Origin of the sequence: Synechococcus sp. PCC 7336 (assembly GCF_000332275.1) — a bacterium.
GTDB lineage: Bacteria > Cyanobacteriota > Cyanobacteriia > Thermostichales > PCC-7336 > PCC-7336.
The window spans coordinates 1,761,149-1,787,619 of the sequence record NZ_CM001776.1; the positions used below are offsets into that span (position 1 = coordinate 1,761,149).

Annotated in this window: 21 protein-coding genes; 12 read left to right on the forward strand and 9 right to left on the reverse strand. The window is 51.1% G+C overall.

The genetic code is table 11. The features are described 5' to 3' along the window. The first annotated feature begins 150 nt into the window (after window positions 1-150). From SYN7336_RS25060 to SYN7336_RS08455, 3 genes are all read left to right on the forward strand, one after another. Complete coding sequence (locus SYN7336_RS25060; RefSeq protein ID WP_017325499.1) at window positions 151-891, forward strand: polysaccharide deacetylase family protein; 741 nt, start codon at window positions 151-153, stop codon at window positions 889-891. Window positions 892-920: 29 nt separating this feature from the next. Beyond that, window positions 921-1,496, forward strand: a complete 576-nt coding sequence (locus SYN7336_RS08450; RefSeq protein WP_017325500.1) for a Uma2 family endonuclease — start codon at window positions 921-923, stop codon at window positions 1,494-1,496. A 120-nt stretch (window positions 1,497-1,616) separates the two neighbouring features. Continuing rightward, window positions 1,617-2,210, forward strand: a complete 594-nt coding sequence (locus SYN7336_RS08455; RefSeq protein WP_017325501.1) for a Uma2 family endonuclease — start codon at window positions 1,617-1,619, stop codon at window positions 2,208-2,210. On the opposite strand, the gene SYN7336_RS08460 is transcribed toward SYN7336_RS08455, so the two are convergent. After that, window positions 2,203-3,357 (reverse strand): glycosyltransferase family 4 protein, encoded by a 1,155-nt coding sequence (locus SYN7336_RS08460; protein WP_017325502.1) that lies wholly within the window; start codon window positions 3,355-3,357, stop codon window positions 2,203-2,205. The two genes, SYN7336_RS08455 and SYN7336_RS08460, sit on opposite strands and share 8 nt — an antisense overlap. Window positions 3,358-3,447: 90 nt before the next feature. Here SYN7336_RS08460 and SYN7336_RS08465 point away from each other — a divergent pair, with 90 nt between their 5' ends. The 4 genes from SYN7336_RS08465 (at window position 3,448) to ppsA (ending at window position 10,521) form a co-directional block, all read left to right on the forward strand. After that, window positions 3,448-4,023 carry a DUF721 domain-containing protein gene (locus tag SYN7336_RS08465; RefSeq protein WP_083885676.1) on the forward strand — a complete coding sequence of 192 codons (576 nt, stop codon included), beginning with the start codon at window positions 3,448-3,450 and terminating at the stop codon, window positions 4,021-4,023. 122 nt (window positions 4,024-4,145) lie between these two features. Further along, entirely contained in the window at window positions 4,146-5,702 is a 1,557-nt protein-coding gene (locus SYN7336_RS08470; protein ID WP_026100828.1) for a CPBP family intramembrane glutamic endopeptidase, read from the forward strand. Window positions 5,703-6,194: 492 nt separating this feature from the next. Next, window positions 6,195-7,907, forward strand: coding sequence for a phosphoenolpyruvate carboxykinase (ATP) (gene pckA / locus SYN7336_RS08475; protein WP_071590760.1), 1,713 nt, complete (start codon window positions 6,195-6,197; stop codon window positions 7,905-7,907). 100 nt (window positions 7,908-8,007) lie between these two features. Then, on the forward strand, window positions 8,008-10,521 hold the full coding sequence (gene ppsA / locus SYN7336_RS08480) for a phosphoenolpyruvate synthase (RefSeq protein ID WP_017325506.1): 2,514 nt from the start codon (window positions 8,008-8,010) through the stop codon (window positions 10,519-10,521). Between the two features lie 128 nt (window positions 10,522-10,649). On the opposite strand, the gene SYN7336_RS08485 is transcribed toward ppsA, so the two are convergent. From SYN7336_RS08485 to SYN7336_RS30710, 6 genes are all read right to left on the reverse strand, one after another. After that, window positions 10,650-13,316, reverse strand: coding sequence for a P-loop ATPase, Sll1717 family (locus SYN7336_RS08485; protein WP_017325507.1), 2,667 nt, complete (start codon window positions 13,314-13,316; stop codon window positions 10,650-10,652). A 4-nt stretch (window positions 13,317-13,320) separates the two neighbouring features. Continuing rightward, a complete protein-coding gene (locus tag SYN7336_RS08490) occupies window positions 13,321-13,761 on the reverse strand; it encodes a hypothetical protein (protein WP_026100830.1) in 441 nt (146 codons plus the stop codon). Between the two features lie 382 nt (window positions 13,762-14,143). Further along, window positions 14,144-14,497: an Hpt domain-containing protein gene (locus SYN7336_RS08500; protein ID WP_162139095.1), complete on the reverse strand. Its 354-nt coding sequence runs from the start codon at window positions 14,495-14,497 to the stop codon at window positions 14,144-14,146. An 84-nt stretch (window positions 14,498-14,581) separates the two neighbouring features. Further along, window positions 14,582-15,226 (reverse strand): response regulator, encoded by a 645-nt coding sequence (locus tag SYN7336_RS08505; protein ID WP_162139096.1) that lies wholly within the window; start codon window positions 15,224-15,226, stop codon window positions 14,582-14,584. Window positions 15,227-15,582: 356 nt separating this feature from the next. Next, window positions 15,583-16,590 (reverse strand): hypothetical protein, encoded by a 1,008-nt coding sequence (locus SYN7336_RS27835; protein ID WP_017325513.1) that lies wholly within the window; start codon window positions 16,588-16,590, stop codon window positions 15,583-15,585. Between the two features lie 73 nt (window positions 16,591-16,663). Next, window positions 16,664-16,801, reverse strand: a complete 138-nt coding sequence (locus tag SYN7336_RS30710) for a hypothetical protein (protein ID WP_017325514.1) — start codon at window positions 16,799-16,801, stop codon at window positions 16,664-16,666. A gap of 35 nt (window positions 16,802-16,836) precedes the next feature. Between SYN7336_RS30710 and SYN7336_RS08525 the strand changes: the two genes are divergently transcribed. Further along, window positions 16,837-18,060 carry a PQQ-dependent sugar dehydrogenase gene (locus SYN7336_RS08525; RefSeq protein ID WP_017325515.1) on the forward strand — a complete coding sequence of 408 codons (1,224 nt, stop codon included), beginning with the start codon at window positions 16,837-16,839 and terminating at the stop codon, window positions 18,058-18,060. 6 nt (window positions 18,061-18,066) lie between these two features. On the opposite strand, the gene SYN7336_RS08530 is transcribed toward SYN7336_RS08525, so the two are convergent. After that, window positions 18,067-19,947, reverse strand: coding sequence for a VgrG-related protein (locus SYN7336_RS08530; RefSeq protein WP_017325516.1), 1,881 nt, complete (start codon window positions 19,945-19,947; stop codon window positions 18,067-18,069). Window positions 19,948-20,208: 261 nt separating this feature from the next. Between SYN7336_RS08530 and SYN7336_RS08535 the strand changes: the two genes are divergently transcribed. The 4 genes from SYN7336_RS08535 (at window position 20,209) to SYN7336_RS25070 (ending at window position 24,974) form a co-directional block, all read left to right on the forward strand. Beyond that, on the forward strand, window positions 20,209-20,949 hold the full coding sequence (locus SYN7336_RS08535) for an SDR family NAD(P)-dependent oxidoreductase (protein ID WP_017325517.1): 741 nt from the start codon (window positions 20,209-20,211) through the stop codon (window positions 20,947-20,949). Between the two features lie 46 nt (window positions 20,950-20,995). Continuing rightward, on the forward strand, window positions 20,996-22,096 hold the full coding sequence (locus tag SYN7336_RS08540; RefSeq protein ID WP_017325518.1) for a Gfo/Idh/MocA family protein: 1,101 nt from the start codon (window positions 20,996-20,998) through the stop codon (window positions 22,094-22,096). Window positions 22,097-22,135: 39 nt separating this feature from the next. After that, entirely contained in the window at window positions 22,136-23,380 is a 1,245-nt protein-coding gene (locus SYN7336_RS08545; protein ID WP_017325519.1) for a M20 family metallopeptidase, read from the forward strand. A gap of 91 nt (window positions 23,381-23,471) precedes the next feature. Beyond that, complete coding sequence (locus SYN7336_RS25070) at window positions 23,472-24,974, forward strand: ABC transporter substrate-binding protein (RefSeq protein ID WP_017325520.1); 1,503 nt, start codon at window positions 23,472-23,474, stop codon at window positions 24,972-24,974. A gap of 21 nt (window positions 24,975-24,995) precedes the next feature. On the opposite strand, the gene SYN7336_RS08555 is transcribed toward SYN7336_RS25070, so the two are convergent. Continuing rightward, complete coding sequence (locus SYN7336_RS08555) at window positions 24,996-26,288, reverse strand: nucleotide sugar dehydrogenase (protein ID WP_017325521.1); 1,293 nt, start codon at window positions 26,286-26,288, stop codon at window positions 24,996-24,998. Between the last annotated feature and the right edge of the window lie 183 nt (window positions 26,289-26,471).

The following is a 26,471-nucleotide window of genomic DNA, read 5'->3' on the forward strand; positions in this document are numbered from 1 at the left end:
GGTTGTGCGTTCAACCTGATACAAGGAAGCCCAAATCAGACTGACGAACGATCTCTCCCCGTCGAGATCGGTGTTTTTGCGGAGCAGGCGATCGCTTACCCTACACGACGTCGCGAACAGAAGAGTTTACCGAGAAAGCAGTCTGTGAATATGCGCATCGCGATTTTTGTCCTAGTGTTTGCTCTGACTGGTGTGGGACTGCTGTACGTGCAGCCTCGCTGGATCTTGGGAATTGCTGGACGTCTGTCGGGCGATCGCGTCTTGTTCTTTGTGGAAACGGAACGACCGTTTGTGGCGCTGACGATTGACGACGGCCCCGATCCGGAAACGACGGCCAAGATTTTAGCGGTGCTCGATCGCCACCAGGCCAAAGCGACATTTTTCCCGATCGGCTCGCATGTTGAAGGGAACGAGACGGTGGTGGCGGAGATGGTAGCTGCGGGTCACGAGCTGGGCAATCACATGTTGGAAGACCGGCTCAGTGCGGGGTTACCGATCGAAACGTTTGCCAGCCACCTCAAACAGACGGAGTCGTCGATCGTGTCCGCTGCCAAGGGGTTAGAAGGCTTGCATTGGTTCCGTCCGGGGCAGGGACTCTATACCCAACGCATGTTGGATGTTGCAGAAGCTGAAGGGTACCGCGCGGTTTTGGGGTCGGTGTTTCCCTACGATACGCTGTTGGGCCAACCGGGCTTTTCGGCTCGGTTTATTCGCGATCGCGTTCGACCGGGCTCGATTATTGTGTTGCACGATCGCGGCGAGCGGGGGGAACGAACGGCGATCGCTTTGGAAATACTGCTACCTCAGCTAGCAGATCGAGGCTACCGAGTGACGACTCTATCGGAATTGGTTGAGAGCGGGGCTGCAGGCAGTACGGAACGGGTGAACTAGAGTAGAGGCACAGACATTTCAACAAGGCTATGGTTGCGAGTCCGACAGTTAACTACCTCACGCCTGAAGACTATTTAGAAGGTGAGAAAAAGAGTCCCATCAAGCACGAATACGTTCGGGGCGAGGTCTTTGCAATGGCGGGGGGGAGTGACTCCCACGCAACCATTACATTGAACTTTGCTGCTCTGCTGCGCAATCACGTTCGAGGTACGGGCTGTAAAACCTACGTTGCGGATATGAAAATCCGAGTTGAAGCGGCAGATGTGTTTTACTATCCCGATGTGTTTGTCACCTGTGACAGCGACGATCGCCCGTACGAATACTTCAAATGCCATCCCTGTCTCGTGGTGGAAGTGCTCTCCGACTCGACTGAAAGGCTAGATCGGGGCGATAAATTTGCCAACTATCGCCAACTGGAATCTTTGCAGGAATACGTCCTAGTCAGCCAGAAGCAGCAAAGCGTCGAGCTGTTTCGGCGCGATCTCGATGGGTATTGGAAACTATATCCCCACCAGGGGGGAGATAATATCGAGCTGACCAGCATTGGGTTTCGGTGCGCGATCGCCGACCTCTACGAGGATGTTGAGTTTGTGCCGGAAGTATAAACTCCGTATCCCAATATTCCCTCATCAATCCCTCTGACCGGCCCTCTGGAAGATCGAGTAGGCCACAACCAGCACGGAACGGGTGAACTAGAGTAGAGGCACAGACATTTCAACAAGGCTATGGTCGCGAGTCCGGCAGTTAACCACCTCACGCCTGAAGACTATTTAGAGGGTGAGAAAAAGAGCTTCGTCAAACACGAATACGTTCGGGGCGAAGTCTATGCAATGGCTGGCGCGAGTCGAACGCACATCACCATTGCGGGGAACCTGTATAGCCGATTGCGCACTCACTGTCGCGGGACTGGTTGCCAAGCTTACATTGCGGATATGAAGGTCGATATTGAGGCCGCTGATGTTTTCTACTACCCGGATGTGGTGGTGAGTTGCGACAATCGCGATCGCCAATTCGACTATTTTCAGCGCCATCCCTGTCTCGTGGTGGAAGTGCTCTCCGACTCGACTGAAAGGCTAGATCGGGGCGATAAATTTGCCAACTATCGCCAACTGGAATCTTTGCAGGAATACGTCTTGGTCAGCCAGAAGCAGCAAAGCGTCGAGCTGTTTCGGCGCGATCGCGATGGGTATTGGAAACTATATCCCCACCAGGGGGGAGATAATATCGAGCTGACCAGCATTGGGTTTCGGTGCGCGATCGCCGACCTCTACGAGGATGTTGAGTTTGCTCCAGATGAAGCGGAGGCTAAGCTCAATTGAGCTCCCAAAAAGCATTCCAGCAATTCATTGCATAGGTGGCAAACTCGCTTCGAAATTGTTCGACACTAAACCGAAGTGCATTTTCGCGGCAACTGAGCGGACGAATAGCCGTTTTTTCAAATTGCTCGATCGCAGCTTTGAGACTGGCGATCGCCTGCTCGCCAAATAACACTCCGGTCGGATTTTCTGCCTCCAACCCTTTGACCGTTTCTAAAGCTCCGCCAGCTCCATAGGCAATCACTGGGGTACCGCAAGCCTGTGCTTCCACAACCGTAATGCCAAAATCTTCCTGAGCCGCAAACACAAATGCCCTTGCTTTCTGCATGTATTCCCTCAAGCATTCCATTGACTGATATCCCAATACTTCAATATTCGACGTTGCAAGTTGTTGGACTCGTTTCAAACCCGGACCATCCCCGATCGCCACTAACCGCTTATCCGGCATCTGCGAGAAAGCTTCTACAATCAGCTCCATCCGCTTGTAAGGCACCATCCGACAAGCAGCTAAATAATAATCCTCGCGAGGCCCATCATACAGTTCGAACTCGTTCGCGTTCACGGGAGGATAAATGACGCGAGCAGAGCGTCGATAGATTTTCCAAATGCGACGGGCGATGAATTGGGAATTGGCGGCGAAATAGTCTACACCACTGGCACTGTGGCGATCCCATTGACGCAAATTGTGGAGTAAATAGCGCGCTAGCCAACCTTTGGGACCGCGATCGAAGCCCGATTCCCGCAGATATTGATGCTGCAGATCCCAGGCGTAGCGCATGGGGGAGTGAACATAACTAATGTGGCATTGACTGGGGCCGGTGAGAACTCCTTTTGCCACTGCATGGGAACTGGAGAGGATGAGATCGTAGTTGGATAGATCGAGTTGTTCGATCGCCATCGGCATGAAGGGTAAGTAGTTTTGATATTTTGTCGGTCCCCACGGTAGGTTTTGAATGAATGTGGTGCGAACGGGTTTGTGTTGAATGAAACCCTTTAACTCTACAGGTAAGTTTTCGACGACTGCATACAGGTCTGCGTGCGGGAAGAGCGTTAAGAGTTGTTCCACAACTCGCTCCGAGCCAGAGTAGTCGATTAGCCATTCGTGGACGATCGCCACTTTGAGTTCGGCAAATGCGGGAATGGCAGGCATTGACGGACAAAGGAAGTGTGCCGCGCCAATCGTACAGCATCGTACCCATTTGCCCCATCTCTCGCTAGACTCGACTGAGTTCTCAAGAACTTGTGTTCCTCTCGCGAATCGTTACGGCAGTCCCATTCGGTGTTTCAATCCCTCGATAATGTGTTGAAGGCTGTCAAAGCGCAGCCCACCTGGCAAGATTTCCGGCAACTGGAGATCTTGCAACAACGCTGGCCGACAATTGTGGGCAAAGCTGTTGCCCGCAACACCAGACCCCTGCGCCTCTACCGCGACACCCTCCACGTCGCTACCTCGTCTCCCACCTGGGCTCAGAACCTTGCCTTTCAACGGGCTCTGCTCGTCGAAAAGCTCAACCCCCACCTATCGAAACCCATCAAAGACATTCGCTTTCGACCGGCAGAATGGCACCGAAGCCAAGGAGGCGATCGCTCTGTCGTGCCGACCTCTTTCATCTCGCGCCCCAGCACTGCCCCCCAACGTCCCAGACCCGCAACCCCCCAGGAAGCCTTTGTACGCTGGCAGCAGCGGGTCAAGCAAGCCCAAGCGAACGCGGGTACGCTTTCCTGTCCGGCCTGTGGCCGACCCAGCCCTCCCCAAGAACTCGATCGCCATTATGTCTGTGGTTTCTGCTTCCGAGAAGACTCTAAAAGAATTTAGCGAAATCCGATCGAGCACCGGAATTGTGGCACTGTGGCATCAGTGAACGTTGCGCTAGCGCAGAGGGTTCGGCAGCGAATTCTGCTGGGTGTGACGACTGTTGTTGTTGGGTGGCGATCGCCTTGACCTCCAAAGCTTCCAATTCGATTCTGCAACGCCTGTTTGTCAACCTGATAACCGCGCTGGCCCTCTTCTTGGCTGGCACCTCTCTGTTTGACAGTTGGGTGCAACCTCCCCCGCAAACCCGTCTCGATCTGATTCAGACCAACCTGTCACTCCAGGCCGTTCGCACCCTGGACAATCCCGATTATCGAGACCTTGCCCGCACCCTCTTCGGCTCGCAAGACCCCGTTGACGGTGCCCTCAAACAATATCGCAAGGCCACAGACACTCTGACCCAAAGAGTGGCTGAATCACGGGCGGACGATCGCTCGGAGAGTGCTGACGACCTGGCGGCTGAGACTCCCTCGCCAGAGGGGGCAGAAGCTCTGCAACAGCAACAACTCGCCCTTGACGAACTCAATTTACGCACGGGAATTTTGCTGGCCCATCAAAGTGAAGTCCTCGATGCTCAAACCTATTGGCGGGCGGTCGCATCCGAACAGTTGCAACCCTGTGCAGAAGTACTATCGGGTCTGTGGGATCCGCAATTTCTGCGAATTGTGCCCAATGCAGAAGTCAACCTGCAGCAACACTTAGATGGCTGGTTCGAAGCCACTGCCCTAAAGCAACTCTATCGCCTGCAACAGCGTCCCGACGCCATTGCCGAACTCGATCGCGAACAAGAGCAAGCGGCGATTGAGTCTCTCGCGCGATTGTCGATTGTCAGTGGCGTTCCTGTTTCGTTTGGAATCATTGGCTTCTTAGTGCTGCTTGTCTGGTTGGTGGGGGTGGCGATGAAGAAATGGCCCGCTGTGGGAGAAGCTTGGTCGGTGCCTTGGCCTGGTGTTGCAGTACAAGCGGCGGTCTCGCTCTGGTTTGTTGGGTTTTGGGTAACGGGACGATTGGTGCCGGGGCTCTATTTGCTGGCGGTGGTGGGGCCGAACTTTAGTCGTGCCACTCAGTTGCAGCAGGCGATCGCCATTCTGCTCACCTACGCAGTCGGAGCAGCGATCGGGCTAGCGCTCGTCTATTGGGCTGTGTCTCGGGCTGAGAATTCCGCAGTCGAGGCTGGCAATGGCGAGACTGATGCAAGCACTGGCGATCTACTGCGGGTGCGCCTGTTGGATGCGTGGCCGGCATGGGGTATTGGCGGATATTTGAGTGCACTGCCATTAGTTGTGGTGGCTGGATTAGCAGCGCAATGGCTGTTACCCAATTCTGGCGGGGGAAATCCAATTTTGCCGCTAATTTTAGAGAGTCAGGGTTGGGCACCGCGCGTGATTTTCTTAATTGTGGTGGCTGTGTTTGCACCTATTTTTGAAGAAACCTTATTTCGCGGCTTTGTCCTGCCGTCACTTGCAAAAGTAATGCCTGTTTGGGGGGCCATTGTTGCGAGTGCAGTTTTATTCGCTGCCGTTCACCTCAATTTCTCCGACCTGCTACCCCTGACAGTTTTGGGTATTGTGTTGGGCTTAGTCTACAGTCGCAGCCGCAATTTGCTAGCACCTATGCTGCTACATAGTTGCTGGAATGCAGGCACGTTTGCGACACTGCTGATTCTGGGGGGTGGCGCGTAAATTCAAGCTTCCATATTGAGACTTGGAGTTTATAGCGTTAGTGAGGGGAACTAAAAGATGCCTCATTAAAACCACAGGTTTCTGGCCAGACTGGGTTTAGATTCAACACTGTTCCATCTCAGAGCTCAAATAAAACAACTAGAATGTTGCCTAAAGATTGAGTTAATCTTGCATATTTGACTATAACAATCATACACGATCTCACAGGACGAGGTCTAGACTGGGCAAGGATTTTATTCCCTATTTCCCTCTAGGATTGCCTGGAATTATAATAATTTATTTCATTTTATAAAAACTCCGATACGGTTCAAATAGCTTGCATACACTGGATATAGGGAGTTCTACAGACAGTTCCCTCCCTCCAAAACGAGATTTAGCCTTTAGAACTTCACTAGCGTCGAATTGAAATGGTGCCAAAGTTCTCTTTCTAGATGGAAAGACCAAAGTACGAGGTCAACTCAATCATTGTTATTTCAAAATGGGGATCGAGATATGCCCGGTTTACAGAGTTCGCCATTACTGCACAATCGCCCTGCGATCGCCGAAAATCCGGTTGCTTCAGAAGATCATCCTGCCCTTCAAACCCAGTTGGCTAGAGAAGAGAGCGCTCAATGTATCTGCGACGATCGCGCTTGTGGCTTAGTCGATTTAGGCTTGCATAATTTGGCGCGAGTGTATCGCAACTTGCCCATAGCTGTGTTAGTAGAACATGCCCTGCTGCGGGGGGAAGGGCGATTGGCTGCCAATGGCGCTTTGGCGGTCGAAACGGGCAAGTACACCGGTCGTTCTCCCCACGACCGGTTTATTGTGATGGAGCCTGCCAGCCAAGACGCGGTCGACTGGAACCGCGATAACGTGCCGATTTCGGAAGAGAATTTCGAGCGGCTCTATCAAAAAATCTCGGCCTACGTGCAGGGGCGAGAGCTGTATATCTTCGACGGATATGTGGGGGCCGATCCCGACTACCGCTGCGGCGTCCGGGTGGTGACGGAGCTAGCCTCCCAAAGCCTGTTTGCCCAGCAGCTATTTCTGCGCCCGACAGCACAGGAACTGAGCCAGCACGAGGCGGACTTTACGGTCATTGCCGTACCTGGCTTGCATGGCGATCCCGCCACTGACAACATCCACAGCGAAGCCTTCATCGTCTTGCACCTGACCGAGAAACTCGTCCTGATTGGCGGCTCGCGCTATTCCGGTGAAATCAAAAAGTCGATTTTCACTATGATGAATTACTATATGACGCTGCAGGACGTATTGCCTATGCACGGAGCCGCCAACATCGACGCTCGCGGCCACACTGCCCTGTTTTTCGGTCTGTCGGGCACGGGCAAAACCACTCTATCGGCCGACCCCAACTGCCATTTAATTGGGGATGACGAGCACGGTTGGTCCCCCAATGGCCTGTTTAACTTTGAAGGGGGCTGTTACGCCAAAACAATTCGGCTATCTCGCGATCGCGAGCCGCAGATTTGGGATGCCATTCGATTCGGCACGCTGCTCGAAAACGCCATCTTGGATGGAGAGGCTCGCGCTCCCGACTACGACGACGGGCGGCTGACCGAAAATACCCGCGCGGCCTATCCGATCGACTACATCTCCAATTGCGAACTGAGCGGTGTCGGGGTCCATCCCAAAACCATCTTCTTGCTGACTGCCGATGCATTTGGGGTGATGCCCCCGATCGCCAAGCTGACTCGAGCAGAGGCCATGTATCACTTCTTGTCGGGTTACACCAGCAAACTGGCGGGCACCGAGCGGGGCATCACCACCCCTCAGGCCACCTTCTCCGCCTGCTTCGGCCAATGCTTCTTCCCGCTGCCGCCGACAGTGTATGCGGAGATGTTGGGCGAGCACCTGCAACAGCACCCCGATACCCACGTGTATTTGGTCAATACCGGCTGGTCCGGCGGGCCTTATGGAGTGGGCGAGCGAGTCTCGATTCACCACACGCGGGCGATGGTGGCTGCCGCTCGCAACGGCACGCTAGAGCTGGCCAATTTCTGGCAGCATCCCATCTTCAATGTTTGGGTGCCCGAGGCAATTCCGGGGGTGCCCAGTGAAATTCTCGATCCAAAACGATGTTGGGACGATCCAGATGCCTACGATCGCCAAGCGCGCAAGCTGGTGCAAAAGTTTGCCGAAAACTTCAAACATTTCGGCAATGTCCGGGCTGAAATTATTGCAGCCGGACCCCAGACGAACTGAGTGGTGTGGGTTGAAGTCGACCCAGCCTCAGCGATCGAGATCCTTTGAATATCGATCGCTTTGAACATCGATCTTTTGAATATTGAGAAGAGGTGAACCCGTGGTTCAAGCAACAGTGAAGTCCGATTTCGCCGATGTCGCGAAAGACGAAGCATTTGTCTTGTGGTTCGAACAGGTCGGGATTGACGATGTCCCCCTCGTGGGTGGCAAAAATGCTTCTTTGGGCGAGATGATTGGGCAGTTAACCGCCAAAGGCATCGGCGTTCCCACTGGCTTCGCCACCACAGCCCGCGCCTATCGCTATTTCATGCAAGAGACGGGGTTAGAGCCGCAATTGCGCCAACTCTTTGCCGACTTAGATGTCGACAATCTCGACAGCCTGCATCGCTGCGGCAGACAGGCCCGCAATTTGGTCTTGCACGCGTCCTTCCCGCTCGAACTGGAGCAGGCGATCGCGGCAGCTTACCTGCAATTGTGCGAGCGGTATGGAGCCGAGGCTCCCCTCTGCGATCGCCTGGAGGGGGACGAGCGCGAGGTTTGCCAGCGCTACAGCTACGACACCGATGTGGCCGTTCGCTCTAGTGCCACGGCAGAAGACTTGCCCGACGCCAGCTTTGCCGGTCAGCAGGAAACCTATTTGAACGTCAGAGGGGTGCGCAGCGTACTGGAGGCCTGCCATCGCTGCTTCGCCTCGCTGTTCACCGATCGCGCCATTTCCTACCGCACGATTCAAGGGTTCGACCATTTCGACGCGGCCCTATCGGTGGGGGTGCAAAAGATGGTGCGCTCCGATTTGGCAGCCTCGGGGGTCATGTTCTCCATCGACACCGAAACGGGGTTTAAGAATGCCGTGTTGGTGACAGCAGCCTACGGATTGGGGGAAAACGTGGTGCAGGGCACCGTGAATCCAGATGAATATTTTGTGTTTAAACCCACCCTCGCGCAGGGCTATCGACCCATTGTGAAAAAGAGCCTGGGCAGTAAAACCCTCAAGATGATTTACGCGCAGGGGGATAGCAAACAAACCAAAAACGTAACGGTCTCGGAGGACGATCGCGATCGCCTTGCCATTAGCGACGACGAAATTTTGACGCTGGCGAGATGGGCTTGCACGATCGAGGATCACTATTCCGAAACCCGAGGCACTTACACGCCGATGGACATTGAGTGGGCTAAGGATGGCGAGACGGGGGAATTATTTATCGTTCAAGCTCGTCCCGAAACGGTGCAGTCGCAAAAATCTGCCACCGTGCTGCGCAACTTTTACCTACAGGAGCGGGGTGAGGTGTTGGCGGACGGTCGCGCGGTGGGGGAGGCGATCGGGCAGGGTAAAGCCAGGGTGATTTTGGACGTGAGTCACATTAAAACCTTCAAGCCAGGGGAAGTGCTGGTGACTCAGAAGACGGACCCCGATTGGGAGCCGATTATGAAGAAGGCCAGCGCGATTGTGACCGATCGCGGCGGGCGCACCTGTCACGCGGCGATTATTGCTCGCGAAATGGGAATTCCGGCGATCGTGGGTTGCACGAATGCGACGGAGGCGATTGCCCCCGGTACCGACGTCACCGTCTGTTGTGCGGAAGGGGAAGCAGGACGCGTTTATGCCGGACTGTTACCCTTCGAGGTGCAGGAGACACAGCTCGACGAGTTGCCCCGACCGCACACTCAAGTGCTCGTGAATGTGGGTAACCCAGAAGAGGCGTTTGGCTTGGCCGCAATTCCCTGCGACGGCGTGGGGTTGGCGCGGTTGGAGTTTATCATCAACAACCACATTGGCGTCCACCCACTGTCGCTGCTGCACTTTGACGAGCTGACAGACCCACTGGAGCGAGAGGCGATCGCCCAGCTTACCGCTCAGTACGACAGCAAACCCGATTTCTTTATCGACAAACTCGCGCGGGGCGTAGGCACGATCGCGGCGGCCTTTTACCCCAAACCGGTTGTGGTGCGCATGTCCGACTTCAAGAGCAACGAATATGCCAATCTTTTGGGGGGCAAGCAGTTCGAGCCAGATGAGGAAAACCCGATGTTGGGCTGGCGGGGGGCGTCTCGCTATTACGATGCCAACTATCGCGAGGCATTTGGCTTGGAATGTCGGGCAATGGCGCGGGTGCGCCACGAGATGGGGCTGGTGAATGTTATTCCCATGATTCCGTTTTGTCGCACGCCGGAGGAGGGACGGCGGGTGCTGGCGGAAATGGAGCAGTACGGCTTGAAGCGAGGGGAGAACGGGCTACAGGTTTATGTCATGTGCGAGATTCCCAGCAATGTAATTTTGGCTGACGAGTTCAGTCAAGTGTTTGATGGCTTCTCGATTGGTTCGAATGACTTGACCCAGCTCACATTAGGGTTGGATCGCGATTCGGCCTTGGTGGCGCATTTATTTGACGAGCGCAATGAAGCAGTGAAGCGGATGGTGGCGAGGGCGATCGCGACGGTTCGCGCTGCCGGTCGCAAGATTGGTATTTGCGGTCAAGCACCGAGCGATTATCCCGAATTTGCCCGTTTTTTGGTGGAGGAGGGAATCGATTCCATCAGCCTCAATCCCGATACGGTGTTGAAGACTCGCTTGTACGTGGCGGAGGTCGAGCAGGAGTTGGAGGGCGATAGTTAAATCGTTCCAAGCCATGTCTATTCCATTGCTCGTCCACTGCGGGCGAACAATGGAACTGAAACTTTCTACTCTTTCTTGAAAGGAAGATCTATCATGTCTAGCAATAGTTAGCATATAAAGATTGATATTTATCTTTGGCCTTTACGAACCATACCCAAGCCATATAGGTATAGCTCGGCAACAGCATAAACTCGGGGTGGAGGATCTTGTGGTCGTGAGCGCTCTTTCAAAATCCCGGCATCCACCATCTCTTTTATACGTAAAGGCGAGATACTCTCATCAATATTCCAAATTTCAGATAGTCTATTTTCGTCGATCGGAGATCGCTCGCCTTGCATCTTATCCAATAGTTCAGCCAGCTCTCTATATTCATTACGTACTTCATCAACCCTTTGTTTAGACACATAGGGGAAAGCATTAATAAGTGCCCGTGGTCTCAAAATAACTTTTGAACTATACGTACTAGAAAATTCCTGCTCTCTTTTTACAGACTCTTGTAGAAGTAAAATCAAACTTCTGGGAAAGCAATTGCTATTCCCATCAGCAATTCTTGTGCGTATCCAATTGTATGTATATGCTTTCTTACCTCGCCCCATACGCTCCCCCCAAAGTGGATAGAGGCTCTTACGAAGTTGTTCTATCTCGATCATCTCAAGACGCTCAACTGTTACACCAAACTCTCTTTCAGTAGCATCTCGTAAAATCTGAGAGCTTTGCAAAGCTTGACGTAATACTAGCCTCCAAAGATCGACTTCATCCCAGCGAAGTTGAAGCGATCGAGAAATGTAATGCCCTTTATTGATAAAATTAAGTTGGTTCCATATATCTTCGCGTAAGAAAATTTTTGGGATAATGCACTTTAAACTCATCCCATTTTCCAGCCACCAAGCAAGCAAAGCTTCAAGAGAACGCCGACGCCTCGCATAGTTTTCAGGGCCAAATCCAAAGCCAGCATCAAGTTCGTCATACAAAATCCATACATTACAATTGCGACTGGATAATAAACTATCAATAATATATAGCTCGTCGCTAGCTTGTGGTATTGACTGGGGAGACTGGGCACGTTGTACTAGCCAACCAATAATTGATAACTGCGATGGATTTTCTTCTGTAGATAACTTAATAAGTTGTTCGTCCAGAGCATTAACAGAGTGAATCTGTGGTTGAGAAGAGCAAAGTTGAAGAAGTGTATAGTTTAGCCAAAAAACATCCCATTTGTCCTCGCCAACTTGTTCCTCATAACTTGTCAAACTAGTACTGTTGAGAATCGGAGCATTTAAACGAGGTTCTCCATGGCCTGCAATAAAACCAAAATTAGATAGGCCAAAGTCATCTCTAGCAAGGTTTTTAGCCTTTTCAGATTGTTCTACAAAAAGTCTGAAAAGCAGACTCTTGCCAGTTCCCTTCGCACCTCTTATAAGCCAAGACTTATTACTCAAAAACTTTGGAAAATCTGCTGTTCTCTGGAAAATATCTGGAATATTTTCCGATTCCATATCTTGTGCTCTTGCAGCTTCAAAACTAAGCTGATCTAAAACATGTCTATGCTCTTCTGAAGAAACTTCAGACTCAATAAGAGTATCTGGAAGACTGGCGTCAATAAAATCTGCCACTGACTCATATCCGTTTAAAATCTCGCGCGGAGTTTTAAGCAAGCTAGATAGACTTATGATGCTTGGGTTATAGAAAACCTTACTATAAAGCTCCTCTATGCTTGCTTCATCAGGTAAGCCCCAGTTTTCTACAATCCAGTTTTCAGCCTTGTCTATCCAAGTTTGACTTTGCTCTTCTGAAACTGTTGGCATGGGTGTTAACAGGAACCTCAGATCGGGTTTACCTCTATAGTTAGATTGTTTTCGGATCGCCTGGACAACATAGCGCAATCCTTCAAAACTTTGATCTGTGGGGGAAAAGCAAATGATGCCTGTATCTGCTAGGTCAAATAAAGCAATTGCACTAATATCATTAAAGCCAGGTCTAGCATCAATCAAAATGACATCTGGATCTAAAAGTTCATTAACATCACTAATCAACATAGAAACTGGATTACGATCTCCTTGATAAAAGGATTGCCATGTCCTCCTGTCAAGCTCAGCTAATCTGTGAATATAGTTTTCATTATACCCTCCGGCTGGAATTAGATATATCTCACCATGACCAGAAAAATTAATTTTGTAGATACAATCCTCAATATTGGGGATGTTTTCTTCGGGGGTCAAATAACGCTGATACAAATAATCTAATACTCCGTTTTCTTCTGTATTAGAAGGATCTATATCTGGTTGAAATAAAACAGATATTCCAGGTGCCTCAAGGTCAAAGTCAATCGTGACAACACGCCGATTTCTCTTGGCTAGTGAAATAGCTGTCATACCTAGCGCCGTGGAGCGCCCTACCCCTCCCTTAAAAGAGTAAAAGCTAACAACTTGTGGACGCTTTGGGTCGTCTTTCATGCTTAAGACTGGTTCCTCTATTTCTGGAGCCATCAGGATATCCGACCATAGTGGCAGCTGAATATACTCGGGCTCAAGCGACTCTCCCTCCTGAGGAGTTAATAATTCATAATCAGATATCGGATATTGACCGAGATTTAATTCAATATCTAATAGTAGGTTGTCAATTCTTTCTTCTCGTTGAATCAATGACTGATTCCTGAATATTTTTGTAATGACTCTAAGCTTAATCCATCCCAGGGAGGTTCGTTTTACAGACACTTTTGCTGCTGAATCTTGGCTCTGTAGCCTCTGAAGTAGATGGTTCTGAATCCGGGCTGAAATTATATCCGTATCTGCCATTAAGCTACTCTCCTTGTCTATTCAGCAATAGCAAGTGTATCTTTTTTACTGCTGCGATGAACTTTTGACTTTCTAACTTGTTCCCTTGCTTATCAGAATAACGTAGCTCATCATTGCGCCAGGTGGATGTAATAGTCTTCCAAGCATTCTTGTATTTACCTGTCCGATCTAATTCAATCGTACGCTGTAACGTAGGCGACCATTTGAGTAACTTTTGTAAGCTATGGAGGCTTGCACCTTGTAAGCCTGCCTGAAATCCACGAGTTTCTTTAAAGCTATTCTTACGCTCTTCGTAACAGATCAAAGACTTCAACGAGCATTCGATCGCATACTCTCCAAGGTAGGTAGAACCTATCCACCTCTGACTTTTATGAAGAGCTAGTGCATCTTCAAGCCTGCGACGAGAAGCCCCTAACTGACTGCGCCGGTTGTAGGTATCCCCCAAGGTAGAAAACCTCTTTTCATGACATTCAGTTGTAATCTTATGATTTTCCCGACTCTCTTGGTCTATAAGTATTCGAGAATCCTACATTCGCAACGGGCGCATCCGATGCTTAGGCGCTGGTTCAGTCGGATGTGATGAATAGCTCCAAACGCTTGCTAAACCTCATCCATATTGAGACCTGGAGTTTTCAGACATTGCACTCGGCCCCTAAATCCCCCATCCTGGGGGACTTGGCCGCAGGGTTGGATTGGCGTTAAGAGATTGAGAAGGCGATCGCTGACGTCGACTTTGCCTGGGCAGAGGAGGAATCGTGCTGCAGCTATGTAATCGATGCCAGCCATACAGGATATCCCCAGGATTCCTGAATCGATCGCCCATACATCTACCAGTCAGCCACAATCTGTTCGATCGCCAGCAAAGTTCGCTGGAGATGTTGCAGTAAGTCCCTCCCCTCCTGCTGCTGGGCTTGCCGTTCTAGTTGAGCGGCTAACTCTGCCATACCGGCAGCCCCCACATTGCCACTGGCTCCCTTCAGTTGATGGGCGATTTCGATAACCGCCTGCCAATTCGAACCTGCAAACGCTATTTCGAGTTGTTCGAGACAGATTTGAGCATCTTCTAGATAAGTTTCTAACAGTTCCCGCTCGAATTCGATATCCCCTTCCGAAAGCCGGCCGAGCAGGTCGCGGTCGATCGCGCCTGTCGAGCTTCGATCGATCAAAATGTCATCTTTCACAATGGCCACCTAACAATCGAATAAATTTTTTGCAGCACGGGTAGAACTAATCTTCCCCCGGTTGTTGACCTGTTTGCCCAAACGCTATGCACTGAGGTGCAACCAGCGGTTTAAAACCGTCCGCAAGACGCGCTCGTTAGCAGGTTTATAGATAAAATCGTCCATTCCTGCAGCCAAACAGCAATCGCGATGACCTGGAGACTTATTGGCGGTGACAGCAACGATCACGGTATGGCGAATGTGTCCCTCCTGTTGCCGCAAGCGACGAGTGGTATCGTAGCCATTCAAAAAAGGCATTTGGCAATCCATCATCACTGCCCCATAGACTTGGTGAGTGCAGCAGTCGAGGGCTTCTAAGCCGTTGCTGGCAGCATCCACACAGTAGCCAAGGCGCTGCAGTTGTCGCTGCAGAATTTTGCGGTTGGTTGCGATATCGTCAACCACCAAAATTGTTGTGTCTTGCGGTTTGCGTGCAACCGATCTCGGCTGTGCGTCTGAATGCGGCGCGATCGCCGCCTGCTCTATGGCCTGAAGAGCTAGACTGACTTGCTGGAACGATTGCCGCTGCTGCGACTGCAGCAGGTATTCCACGAGTAAAGGAATTTCTGCTCTCGGCCGAGAACGGTCGGGCGATCGCCCGACTCTGACTCTAGAGGTGGGTTGAGGAATAGCGTGCAGCCCTTCAAGAGCACAGGACTGTCTTTTTGCCTCAGGGAGGTGACTATCCAAAAGCCTGACCTCAAGAAAGGACTTGCAAAAGAGAGGAGTGCTGCAGCAGCCATCCGCTGCAGCCCCCAGGACGGAGCTAAGAAGGAGTCAAACTAGTCCCTGACTGGAATGGGGAGCGTCACTTTCGCCATCTGGGTCGGAACCATCTTCGCAACAGGCCAATTCGAGTAACTCAACTGACCATTGCTAGCATATCTGTATGCTCCCAATGGCCTGTGAATTATTTGTGAAGCACTCTTCTTCGCTTTACATATCCTTTATCAATGCGCCGATCGGCCAGGGAATGGCAAACGCAGCCAAACGCCAACAGTTTCAAACTGTTGGCGGAGAGCCGATGGGAATCGCATTAAAAGCTCCTAGCCCCAAGGGTTTTCGTTAAAGGGGGAAGAGGGTGCTGGGGTAAATGGTTCCTGCGACGCTGGGGGCTCTTCCCGAGGCGGGGGAGGATTGTCTGCCCAAGGGTCTTTGTCAGAGGACGATTCGTCGTTGGGATAGGGTTCGTTGGAATAAGGCTCGTTAGGATAGGGTTCGTTGGAATAAGGCTCGTTAGAGTAAGGCTCGTTGGAGTAGGACTCGTTAGGATAGGGTTCGTTGGAGTAAGGCTCGTTGGAGTAAGGCTCGCTAGCGTAAGCTGCATCCCCATAATTGGCAGGAGGTACTGGTTCTTCTGTCTGTTCGACATCCTCAAGCGTTGCAACGGCTTCCTGCAACTGCTCTTCCACCTTGGCGTCCGGTTCTCCTCCCAATTCTTGTAGTTGAGCCCGCTTTTCTTCCACCTGATCCACCAACTCATCCAGCGTCACAGTCAGGTGAGAGACCGTCTGCATCATTTGCGATGCCTGCTGTTCGCGAGTTTCGATGACCTGCGATAATTCCTGAGTGCGTACGATAAAATCGGCCTCTTGGCTGGTCAAATTCTCGATGGTTTGGCTGAGTACGGCTCGGCGACGTTCTAACTGCGCCACAATATCGGTCAACTGGCGCTCGCGATCGCTCAGGTTGCGCTCGCGGTTTTGAGTTTGCTCCAGTTGCATCTGGGCTTGATTGAGTTCGTCGCGCAAAAATAGCACTTGCGGCTCAATTTCGTTGCGCTCTTGATGCAGATCGAGCACCTGCGTTTCCAGGCTGCTTTTTTCCATCCGCAACGACTCGCACTCGTTCACGAGCGAGTTGTGCAGTTGGCTGAGGACTTCGGCTTCTGCCACCACCTGACTGAGTTGCGAGACCCGTTCGCCTGCTTCGGCTAACTCGCGCGCAATATTCTGACTTTCGCTGACCTCTTGTTCGACGAAGATGTCTTTAATTTGGGTATTGTCCAGCAGTCGTTGGGTGAGCTGGCGAAATCGAATCGAAAAATCTGCCATGGGGTAGAGTTCTGACGGTGGTGGAACGGTTCCAGTCGCTTATGTGTCAGTAGACTGGCCCATTCTATTCACTCTAACATTCCAGCAGAATCGTTCGAGCTTCGGCACTGAGCCGCCGCACTTGCATCGCCGAGGGATTGCGGAGAATAGCGATCGCCTTTTGCGCGAGGCCGTCTGTGCGCGAGCAATGGCCGAGCGCATAATGAACCAAGCATGACTTCTGAAGGCTATTGCAAGAGGTGTTTTATGCAGATTCGAGTCCGATTGAAGTTCCTTGCGGCCTTATTCCCCATTACCCTTTTGCTCGGAACTCCCGCGTTGTTCGGAACTCTCGCATTTCTCGGAACTCTCGCTGGAGCCAGCAATGCTAACCCGGTTATCTCCGACACCCATGTACCCACTGCTCGCGGCATCAGGGCGGTGACGGTTGTCAGGGGATTGCAGCATCCCTGGAGCATGACCTGGCTGCCCGATGGTTCCATCCTCATTTCCGAACGCCCGGGGCGGCTGCGCATCGTGCGAGACGGCCAACTCGATCCCGCCCCCATTGCCGGACTGCCGCCAGTCTTCGCGAGGGGTCAAGGGGGCCTGTTGGAGGTGTCGGCTCACCCACAGTTCGAGCAGAATCGCTTCCTGTATTTCACCTACGCCCAAGGCACGAGTCGATCCAATCGAACGCGACTGGCCCGGGCCAGATTTGATGGCAAAACCCTGAGCGATTGGCAGGTGCTCTTCCAAGCCTCTCCAGCTAAACCCGGTACCCAGCACTTCGGTTCCCGGCTCGCCTGGTTGCCGGATGGAACTTTGCTGATGTCGATCGGGGATGGCGGCAATCCTCCCCTGCAACTGAATGGCCGTCTCATCCGCGAGCGAGCTCAAGATCTCGACAGTCGCCTGGGCAAGATTGTGCGACTCAACGACGATGGCTCGATTCCAGCGGACAATCCCTTTGTCGCCTCTCCCGCCGCCGACCCAGCGGTGTGGAGTTACGGCCATCGCAACATTCAGGGCTTGGCTTTAGATCCCGCCAACGGCAGGGTCTGGGCTTCCGAGCACGGTGCTCTGGGCGGCGACGAACTCAACCTAGCTGCAGGGGGCCAGAATTTCGGTTGGCCCTTGGTGTCCCACAGTCGCGAGTATGCTACGGGTGCCCTCGTCTCCCAGCAGCAATCCCGTCCGGGCATGGCCGATCCCAAATTGGTCTGGCTGAGGGCGATCGCCCCCTCCGGTCTGGCGGTTTACAGAGGCGATCGCGTACCCGAGTGGCAAGGGGATTTGTTTGCGGGCGGACTGGTGGCGCAAGAGGTGCGCCAGATCGAATTGGACGCGGCCGGTAATGTCGTGCAGCAGCAGTCAATTCCCATCCCTCAGCGGGTGCGGGACGTGCGCCAGGGACCAGATGGTTTGCTGTACGTGCTGACGGATGCAGCGGCAGGCCAATTGCTGCGGCTGGAACCTGTCGCGCGGTAGGCGGATCTAGCCCAATTTAATCGTGGCCCCCGACACAGAAACCACCCCCGAGGCCGAGACTTGAATACTGGCAGGGGTGAGAGAAATCGTACTGCCCCCCACTTTTAGATCGAGTTTTGTGCCTGCCGAGAGTTCCATTTGGGCTGCAGCTTTGATGGTGATTTTCCCCCCAGAATCCGCCAACTCGATGGAATTACTACTGGTTTTAATCTGAATTTTCTTGCCAGCATCGTCCAATTTAACGAGATTTCCCCCCGTTGATTGAATGTCGATGCTTTTAGACTGGTCGTCCATTTTAACGGTATGGCCGCCCTTGGTTTTCAGCTCGATGATTTTGTCAGAATCGTTGAGGTGCAGGAAGTGGCCATCTGCCGTATCGAGATAAACACCTTTTTTGCTGTCCTTATCGTCATCCACAAATTGCAGCACGTGACCGACGCGAGTTTTAAACGTCCGCAACCGAACTTTGTTATTGGCCACCGAATTGTCCACACTCTCGGAGGGGGCATCTTTACCATTCCAAACTCCTCCCAAGACAAACGGACGATGAATATCGCCGTGCTCGAACCCCAATAACACCTCGTCATCCACCTCCGGCAGACAATCGAAGCCGCGATTGGCCCCCGCCCCGATCGCCACCACCCGCGCCCAATGACTTTCGTGCTCCTCAGTCAGCGTCGGATATTTCACCCGCACCCGACCCCACTTTTTGGGGTCTACATTATTGGTCACTTTGCCAATTAGCAGAGTCTGTCCCGGTTGCAGGCGCTGGGGGGGAGAGAGCGCGGAGACGAGATCGCGGTTGCGCAGGCCGCGCACGCTAAATTCGGTGCTGTAAATGCGATCGCGATAGAGATGAAGGGTTTCGGTCACGTAATAGCTGCCGCTATACTTGCCAATCTTGGCGATCTTGACCACCTGACCGGGGCGAATCTCGGGGTTGCCCTCGGCGATCGCATCTGCTTGAATAAATTCCCCTGCCAGTTCGTCCAGCAGGGCTTGGGCGATCGTATCGGCTTCTTTACTGCTAAACACGGGTCGATCCACCACCACCATGCTCGGTTGGCTGGGCTTGCCATTAAATGCCGAGCTGACGGCACTCCCCTGGCCAAACTCATTGCTTGTTTTCACCGATGCCGAATTCTTGGTGGAGACGATCGCCTCTTTGCGCTCGAAATCCCAGCCCCGCACCTCCACCTGCTGCACCTGTTCGGCACTCGACACCCGTACTCGAAAATTGTTCAGTTCGACCAACCATTCCAATTCAATCTGGCCATCCTGTTTGGGTTTGCGAAAGTTTAGCTTATTATCCTGCACGAATAGTTCGAAGCCATTCAGGGCAGCCCGCTCCCGCAAAAACTCCATGTGGGTTTGGTTTTCTTGAAAGACGTATTCGTGTACGGTGCTGGTGCTATCGACGGTCCCCAGTGAAATACCGACATCTGCCGCCAGTTTTTTGACCAGGTCGCTGTCGGTGATGTCTTGGAAGGACTGGTTGTGGCGACCGCGATGGAGGCGGTGGGAGGTATCGTAGCCGCGCACGATAATGGGGGCTTGGGCGCTACTGGTGAGATGGGTTTCAATCGCAGTCACCTCCCCTTCAAACACGGTGCCTGTCTCGGCTTCAGAAAAGTCCTCGTCTTCTGTGGTGCTGGAGACGAAGCCAATTTTGATGGTGCTGCCAATCTCGAATTTAGAGGCATGCTCCCAAATGGCATCTTCTGAGCCAGTGCCTGGGGCGGCATCGTTGCGGATTGCCAGTGTAAACATGCTGGGCAGGTGCAAACTCTCTTCCACCGAGAGCTGCAGGATGTCTTCCATCAGGTTCTCGGGGGCGGGAGAACCGTCAATGTATAGCTGCGGTTCGGCAATATAGGTGGTGGGCATCGCAACAGACGAGAACTGCTTCTAGCCTAAGTAAAACAGAGGTTGCGGCACATTCCCCAAAAGTCGAGCAGATTTACTTCAATCGTTTTCGATCGCCATCACATCCCCAACTTTGTCTATAAACCGGAGCTACTGTACCTGTTATGCTGACTCCAGTCTTAGCAAACCTAAGTCCCTCGCCCAGCAAGATGAAATGCTATCTCGTCTGTGGCCGATAGAGCCCATTTCGCTAGACTCCCAGTTCATTGAGCGGGAATTTAAATGAAACTAGACTTCTCGAACCAGACAGTATTGGTTACCGGAGCATCTCGGGGTATTGGAGCGCAAATCGCAGCAGACTTCTCAGACTGCGGGGCAAAACTGATTGTTACAGCGACAGATGAGTCTTCGGAAGCAAAAATCCGATCTCGATTGGGAGAATCGACTCAATTCCTGGCCGTCGATTTCAGCATATCTGAAAGTATCAACCACTTTCTGGCAAGCATTAGGAAGATAGACAGAATTGATGCTTGTGTCAACAATGCTGGATTGTCGCGCCATCGTCCGCTTGAAGCAGCGACTGAGGAGGAGTGGGATCTGACAAACTCTGTGAATCTCAAAGCGCCATTTCTTTTGACTCAAGCAGTCGCCGAGTCGATGAAACGCAATCTGTATGGTCGAATCGTCAATATCGCCTCCATCTGGAGCCAGATCACCATCCCCGATCGCGGTGTTTATACTGCAACCAAATTTGGACTACACGGACTCACCATCAGTTCTGCAGCTGAATTGTCTCAGTACAATATTTTGACAAATACAGTTTCTCCAGGTTTTACACTTACAGACATGTTGAAAGGCAACTATTCCAAAGAAGCTCTGCAGGCGATCGCAGACAAAATACCGATGAAGCGTCTTGCAGAACCCGAAGAAATCTCAAAGGTCGTACTATTCCTCTCCAGCCAGCTCAATTCTTACGTCACCGGACAAAATATTCTCGTGGATGGAGGTTATTCAGTTCTGTAAGCTTAGAGTCCAATCATTCGCCAATAGCATCAGAGGGGATTTTGCGATGCCAGATACGGACACTCTACGGATTGTTTTGATTGGTTTTGGTGCAGCAGGGCAACGTTTTGCTAAAGTCTTAAAATATATTGCAGATCGCGATCGCAGCGATATTAAAGTTGTGGGAGTGTGCGATCGCAGACCCGAAGCACTGGCTGGATCTGCGAGTATGGGGTGGCCCTGTTATGACAATCTGGACACTGCGATCGCAGCAGCCCGTCCAAATGTGGCAATTGTGACGGTAAATGAAGCAGAACATCACAATGTGCTGGCTCGTTTGGGAACATTCGAGACGATCGAGCGCGTCCTTTGCGAGAAGCCACTCACTCAAACTCTGTCTGAGGCAGAATCCTTATCAGAAGTATTTCAACACAGGCACTTATCGGTCAATTTGGTCGAGCGCTACAGTCCTATTATCGATCGCTTTTTTGAATGGCGGCGCGAGCATCCAGGATTAAAACCCACACGAGTTCAATTTTTTTGGGGCAAACATCGCGCACTAGACTCAAGACCCACCATCGGCGTTCTGAGTGAGATGATTCATCCTCTAGATCTGGTAGATTATATTTTCGGCTTTCCTCGCTGGCAAGTTAAACAATGTTTCGCTCATGTGAGCAACTTTGCGGTTGGAGATAGATGTCTTTATGACAGCATTCATGGAATTTTGGCAACGGAAGACTATATAGTTTCTGCCCATACATCATTTATTTGGCACGAACGTCGGCGAGAGATTATTGCATTTCTCCAAGATGAAAACTCAGAGATATTTCAAGTCATCTTTAGGTTCGATTGCCCGCTATGGGATTGTGACACTATCACCGTCTATTCTATTAATCCTCTAGATGGCAGCCGAAAAGGTGTGTTAAATTATCAAACTGACAACAGTGATTTCCCTCAACCTTTATATCAAGTCCATAAAGTCTATCAATTCCTTTTAGACGGCTTGGGCAAGCAAGATCCGTCACTCTCGCGAAAGCAAAGGGTAGACTATACGCAAGCTGTGAAGTTGCAACAGTTGCTTGAAGATATAGATAATTTTCTCAAGCATACAGAATCTACTGTGGCAGAAACTATTTTTGGTACGCCGACTGTATCTCGCAAGAGCTAACAATCTACAGCTTTCTCCAAACTTTTTCTCAGAGAGATTATGAGTGACTTCCAAGATCTGATTTCCTCCTGGTGTTTGCAGGAGCAAGAGCGGATAATTGCTGCTTTGTGTGACTATATCGGCATCAATACAATCTCGCCGAATGAATATGCTGCGCTCCCTTTCCTGACTCGGTATCTCGAACCTCTCGGTTTCCAGTTCGAACGTCGAGCCATTCCTGAGGCATTCTGGACTCATCCCGAACGTTGCCCCGCCCCCCTCTCAAAATTTGGCGATCGCCAATATATCCTACGCGCGACTAGACCGGGCACCATTGGTAAAAAGCGTCTGGCCATCAACTGTCACCTAGATGTCGTTCCGCTAACTTCTGGCTTTGAAGAGGGCTTTAAGGCGCGATGGAAAGGCGATTCAATTATTGGCCGAGGTGCTTGCGATACTAAGGGAAATCTGATGATGTTTGCGGAAGCCATCCGCTTTCTCGATACGCAAGCGATCGCTATCCCAGACGATCTGATTCTCGATTTGGTTGTCGAAGAGGAAATCGGCGGCAATGGCGGACTGGCTTCTGTTCTGAGTGGCCTGGATGCAAATGCAGTGTTGGCGCTAGAACCCACAGGATTCGAAGTCTTTCGAGGGCATCGAGGTTGTATCACCTTTGAAATCAACTTGTTCGGACAGTCCACCCATATGGGGGCAGCAGAAACTGGATTGAATGCGATCGATCTAGCCTTTATGGTGATTCAAAGATTGCGAGCAATGGAGGGAGAACTCATTCAAGCAGCTCGACAGCACGAGGCTTTTGCCCGTTGGAGTAGACCTATCCAAATCAATGTTGGTCAGATAAAAGGGGGAGAGTGGCACGGTTCCGTACCAGAACACTGTCAACTGCTGGGCAATCTCGGATTCCTGCCCCATTACGGCTTGGAAGGAGCAAAAAAAATGTTGGATGGGCTTTTAGCTGAAACGGTGGGTGCGCAGGAGGGAGCTCGCTACGAGCTGACCTTCCCCGGCTTGCACAATGAAGGCTGTTTGACTGCAGCTGATGACCCTTTTATTCATACTTTTATTGAGGCAGCTCGTTGTGCTGGCTTGGAAATTGGGCGAGTCGATGCTTGGCATGTGAGTTGCGATTGCCGTCATTACAGCCGAACGCTGGGCCTGCCTACCTTAATTTTTGGCTGCGGACAGCTAGAACGCGCCCATAGCAATAACGAGCAATTGATGCTCGCAGATCTCTATCGAGGCATTGGCATTATTTGCGAATTTCTCAAGCGAGGATTGTAGTCTAAAATTCGAGATCTTAACTCTTTCGTACAATCGTTCCTACTAGCCATTCTGGGGATAGAATTCTACTGAGTAACTGGGTTGCAGAAGTATGAGTAGACTGTTGGGTCTATTGGCAGGTGGGCTAGCATGTGCCGGACTGGCGGCATGTAGTGGCGGCTCCAATCTGACTCCTTTTGAAGAATCCGACACCGAAAATATCGATCTCGTCATTTGGTGGAATCAGGGGTTTCTGCCGGAAGAGAACGCTGTGATTACCGAACTCTTGCAGGCGTGGGAGAGCCAGAAAGAGAGGGAAACGGGAGAGGACATTACCACCGAGCTAATTTTGTTAGATCACGACAATCTTTTGCAGAATGCAGTCAGAGCAATAGAACTGGGCGACCCTCCCGACATGATGTTTGGATGGGATGCTGAGGAATCGGGTCTGATTCCTCAGTTGGCCTGGGAAGGCCATTTGGCAAACGTTTCGGATTTAGTTGAACCGCTCGATCTCAGCTCTGCTGTCAAGCAAGCAGTTACTTATCACAACAATCAGACGGGCGAAAGCAGTTACTTTTCGGTACCGCTCGGCCAGCAAGCAATTTATATCCATTACTGGAAGGGACTGCTGGAGGATGCCAATCTGAGTGAAGCAGATGTGCCTCGCCAGTGGGATGACTTTTGGCAGTTTTGGCAGGATGCTCAACTAACGCTCTCGTCCGCCCGCGAGGGGGAACGGGGCGCGCAAGACGAAGGGGTTTACGGTCTCGGGTTGAGCTTATCCGACTCGGGGACAGATCTGTTTTGGGCCTTCGAACAATTTCTTGAGGCTTATGGGGCTCGGTTAATTAATAGTAACCGAGAACTGCAGTTGGACAATCCCAAAGTGCGAGAGGGAGTGACAAAAGCGATCGCACAATTTAGAGATTTTTATCTCAATGGTTTCATTCCACCTGAAGCAGTTATTTGGTCAGATTCGGGTAATAATGCGAGCTTCTTGAATGGACAATTATTGATGACAGTAAACCCAACTCTGTCGATCCCACTGACTCAAAAATTACCAGACTCGGCCTACAATGCCCCGTCAAACGAGCGGTATTATCATAATATTACAACTATTCCTTGGCCGCTGAGTCCAGATGGCACCTATATCCACTCCATCATTACGATTAAGCAGGCAATTGTGTTTGAGAACGCCCAAAATCCCGATCGCGCCCAGGATTTTCTCGCGTTTCTCTTACAGCCCGATAACTTGAGCCGCTTTGTTCTGGAGGGGAACAAGGGCCGGGTTCTGCCTGTATTGGAATCTCTCCTAGACAGTCCAACTTGGTCGAACCCAGACGATCCCCATCTCTATGCTGCGGCGAGACAGATGCTAGGGCCAATCCGACCGACCTATCAGGTGCTCAATCCTGCTTACGGCGAGGTTTTAGCCCAGAATATTTGGGCTAGAGCAATTCTCAGTACCATCCCCCGACAGATCCTCACGAGAAATAACTTCTCTGAAGAAATGATGGGTACAGTTCCCCCCGAGCAAACCCCTGAATCAGCTGCTATATGGGCACTCGATCGAGTCAGTCAAATTATTTCAGATTGGGAGATAGGGGGGTAGCCTATCAATCGGCTCATCTTTTCAGAGACTCCAGTATCTTAGATGGGTGGGAACTCGATTGGGATGAAACACAGATTTAATATCCATCAATACCCCTCCTGGACGCAGGCGATCGAACAGTTCCTGTTTAGGGACTTCTAGATAGAAACGATGGGGGACGGCAAGAATAAGACAATCAGCATCATAGATATCTTGCCACTCAATTAGGTTAAATTCGAAGTTTTGGTGAGTGGATTGCGGATCTGCTAAAGGATCGTGTACCCAAGGTCTGACCCCAAATTGCTGTAGCTCGGATACAATTTCTGGTACGCGGCTATTGCGCGTATCGGGGATATTCTCTTTAAAGGTTAGTCCTAATATAAAGATTCTTGCATCTGGAACGGGTAGATCGGCCTGAATCAATAATTCGATCGCTTTTTGCGCGATAAAGGTTCCCATCCCATCATTCACTTGCCTGCCAGCTAAAATCACATGCGGTCGATAGCCTAGCTCTTCTGCCTTAGCCGTCAAATAGTAAGGATCGACTCCAATGCAATGACCTCCCACTAGACCGGGAGTAAACTCTAAAAAGTTCCATTTGGTTTTGGCCGCTGCCAAGACATCTGCCGTTCTAATTTCTAGGCGATCGAATACCATCGCAAGCTCATTCATTAATGCAATATTTAAATCCCTCTGGATATTCTCAATCACTTTTGCAGCTTCAGCAATTTTAATCGAATCGACCAGATGCAGTCCTGCCTCGATCGCCATTCCGTAGACAGTCTTCAATCGCTGCAGTGTCTCTCGATCTTCAGCAGAGACAATTTTAACAATCTTCTCCAAAGTTCGATTCTTGTCGCCCGGATTAATCCTTTCAGGAGAATAGCCGAGCTTAAAATCAATTCCTTGCTTCAAGCCAGAAGTGGTAGCTAGGATTGGGCCGCAAATTTCCTCTGTTACTCCAGGATAGACCGTAGATTCGTAAACTACAATATCGCCAACCTTTAAAATTTCCCCAATCATTCGGGATGCATTCTGGATGGGCTCTAGATTGGGGCGATTATTTGAATCAATTGGGGTTGGAACGGTGACAATAAATAGATTACAGCTTGCCAGATCTTCGAGTACAGACGTAATTTGTAGATTGGTCGATCGCAAGCTCTCTTCACTAGCTTCAAGAGTCCAATCGATACCATCTTTTAAGGCTCGAATCCTGTCAGAATTAATATCGAATCCAATCGTTTCAGGGAAATGCTTTGCAAATGCTAATGCCACCGGCAGTCCGACATAGCCAAGGCCAATGATACCGATGCGATTTCCGTCTAGCACTTCCATATGACTTCTCTTGCGTGACTGAAGATTCAATCGAGTAAATAAGTGTAAAGCATTTGAGACATCTCGACTGAACTTTTGACGAGCTAAAGGATTCGATCTCGGCTAGAATCATCTGATACGAGTCTCGAGCTTTTCGGGAGTGAAGCCAGCTGTGGCTATTATTACTGATATCTTGAAGACATT

Bases quoted from the DNA above. Each gene is read 5' to 3' on its own strand.
- SYN7336_RS08485 (WP_017325507.1), bottom strand. From the start codon at position 13,316: ATGGCAGATACGGATATAATTTCAGCCCGGATTCAGAACCATCTACTT.
- SYN7336_RS08535 (WP_017325517.1), top strand. From the start codon at position 20,209: ATGAAACTAGACTTCTCGAACCAGACAGTATTGGTTACCGGAGCATCT.
- SYN7336_RS08450 (WP_017325500.1), top strand. From the start codon at position 921: ATGGTTGCGAGTCCGACAGTTAACTACCTCACGCCTGAAGACTATTTA.
- SYN7336_RS08455 (WP_017325501.1), top strand. From the start codon at position 1,617: ATGGTCGCGAGTCCGGCAGTTAACCACCTCACGCCTGAAGACTATTTA.
- SYN7336_RS25070 (WP_017325520.1), top strand. From the start codon at position 23,472: ATGAGTAGACTGTTGGGTCTATTGGCAGGTGGGCTAGCATGTGCCGGA.
- SYN7336_RS08555 (WP_017325521.1), bottom strand. From the start codon at position 26,288: ATGGAAGTGCTAGACGGAAATCGCATCGGTATCATTGGCCTTGGCTAT.
- SYN7336_RS08525 (WP_017325515.1), top strand. From the start codon at position 16,837: ATGCAGATTCGAGTCCGATTGAAGTTCCTTGCGGCCTTATTCCCCATT.
- SYN7336_RS27835 (WP_017325513.1), bottom strand. From the start codon at position 16,590: ATGGCAGATTTTTCGATTCGATTTCGCCAGCTCACCCAACGACTGCTG.
- SYN7336_RS08545 (WP_017325519.1), top strand. From the start codon at position 22,136: ATGAGTGACTTCCAAGATCTGATTTCCTCCTGGTGTTTGCAGGAGCAA.
- SYN7336_RS25060 (WP_017325499.1), top strand. From the start codon at position 151: ATGCGCATCGCGATTTTTGTCCTAGTGTTTGCTCTGACTGGTGTGGGA.
- pckA (WP_071590760.1), top strand. From the start codon at position 6,195: ATGCCCGGTTTACAGAGTTCGCCATTACTGCACAATCGCCCTGCGATC.
- SYN7336_RS08540 (WP_017325518.1), top strand. From the start codon at position 20,996: ATGCCAGATACGGACACTCTACGGATTGTTTTGATTGGTTTTGGTGCA.
- SYN7336_RS08460 (WP_017325502.1), bottom strand. From the start codon at position 3,357: ATGCCTGCCATTCCCGCATTTGCCGAACTCAAAGTGGCGATCGTCCAC.
- SYN7336_RS08530 (WP_017325516.1), bottom strand. From the start codon at position 19,947: ATGCCCACCACCTATATTGCCGAACCGCAGCTATACATTGACGGTTCT.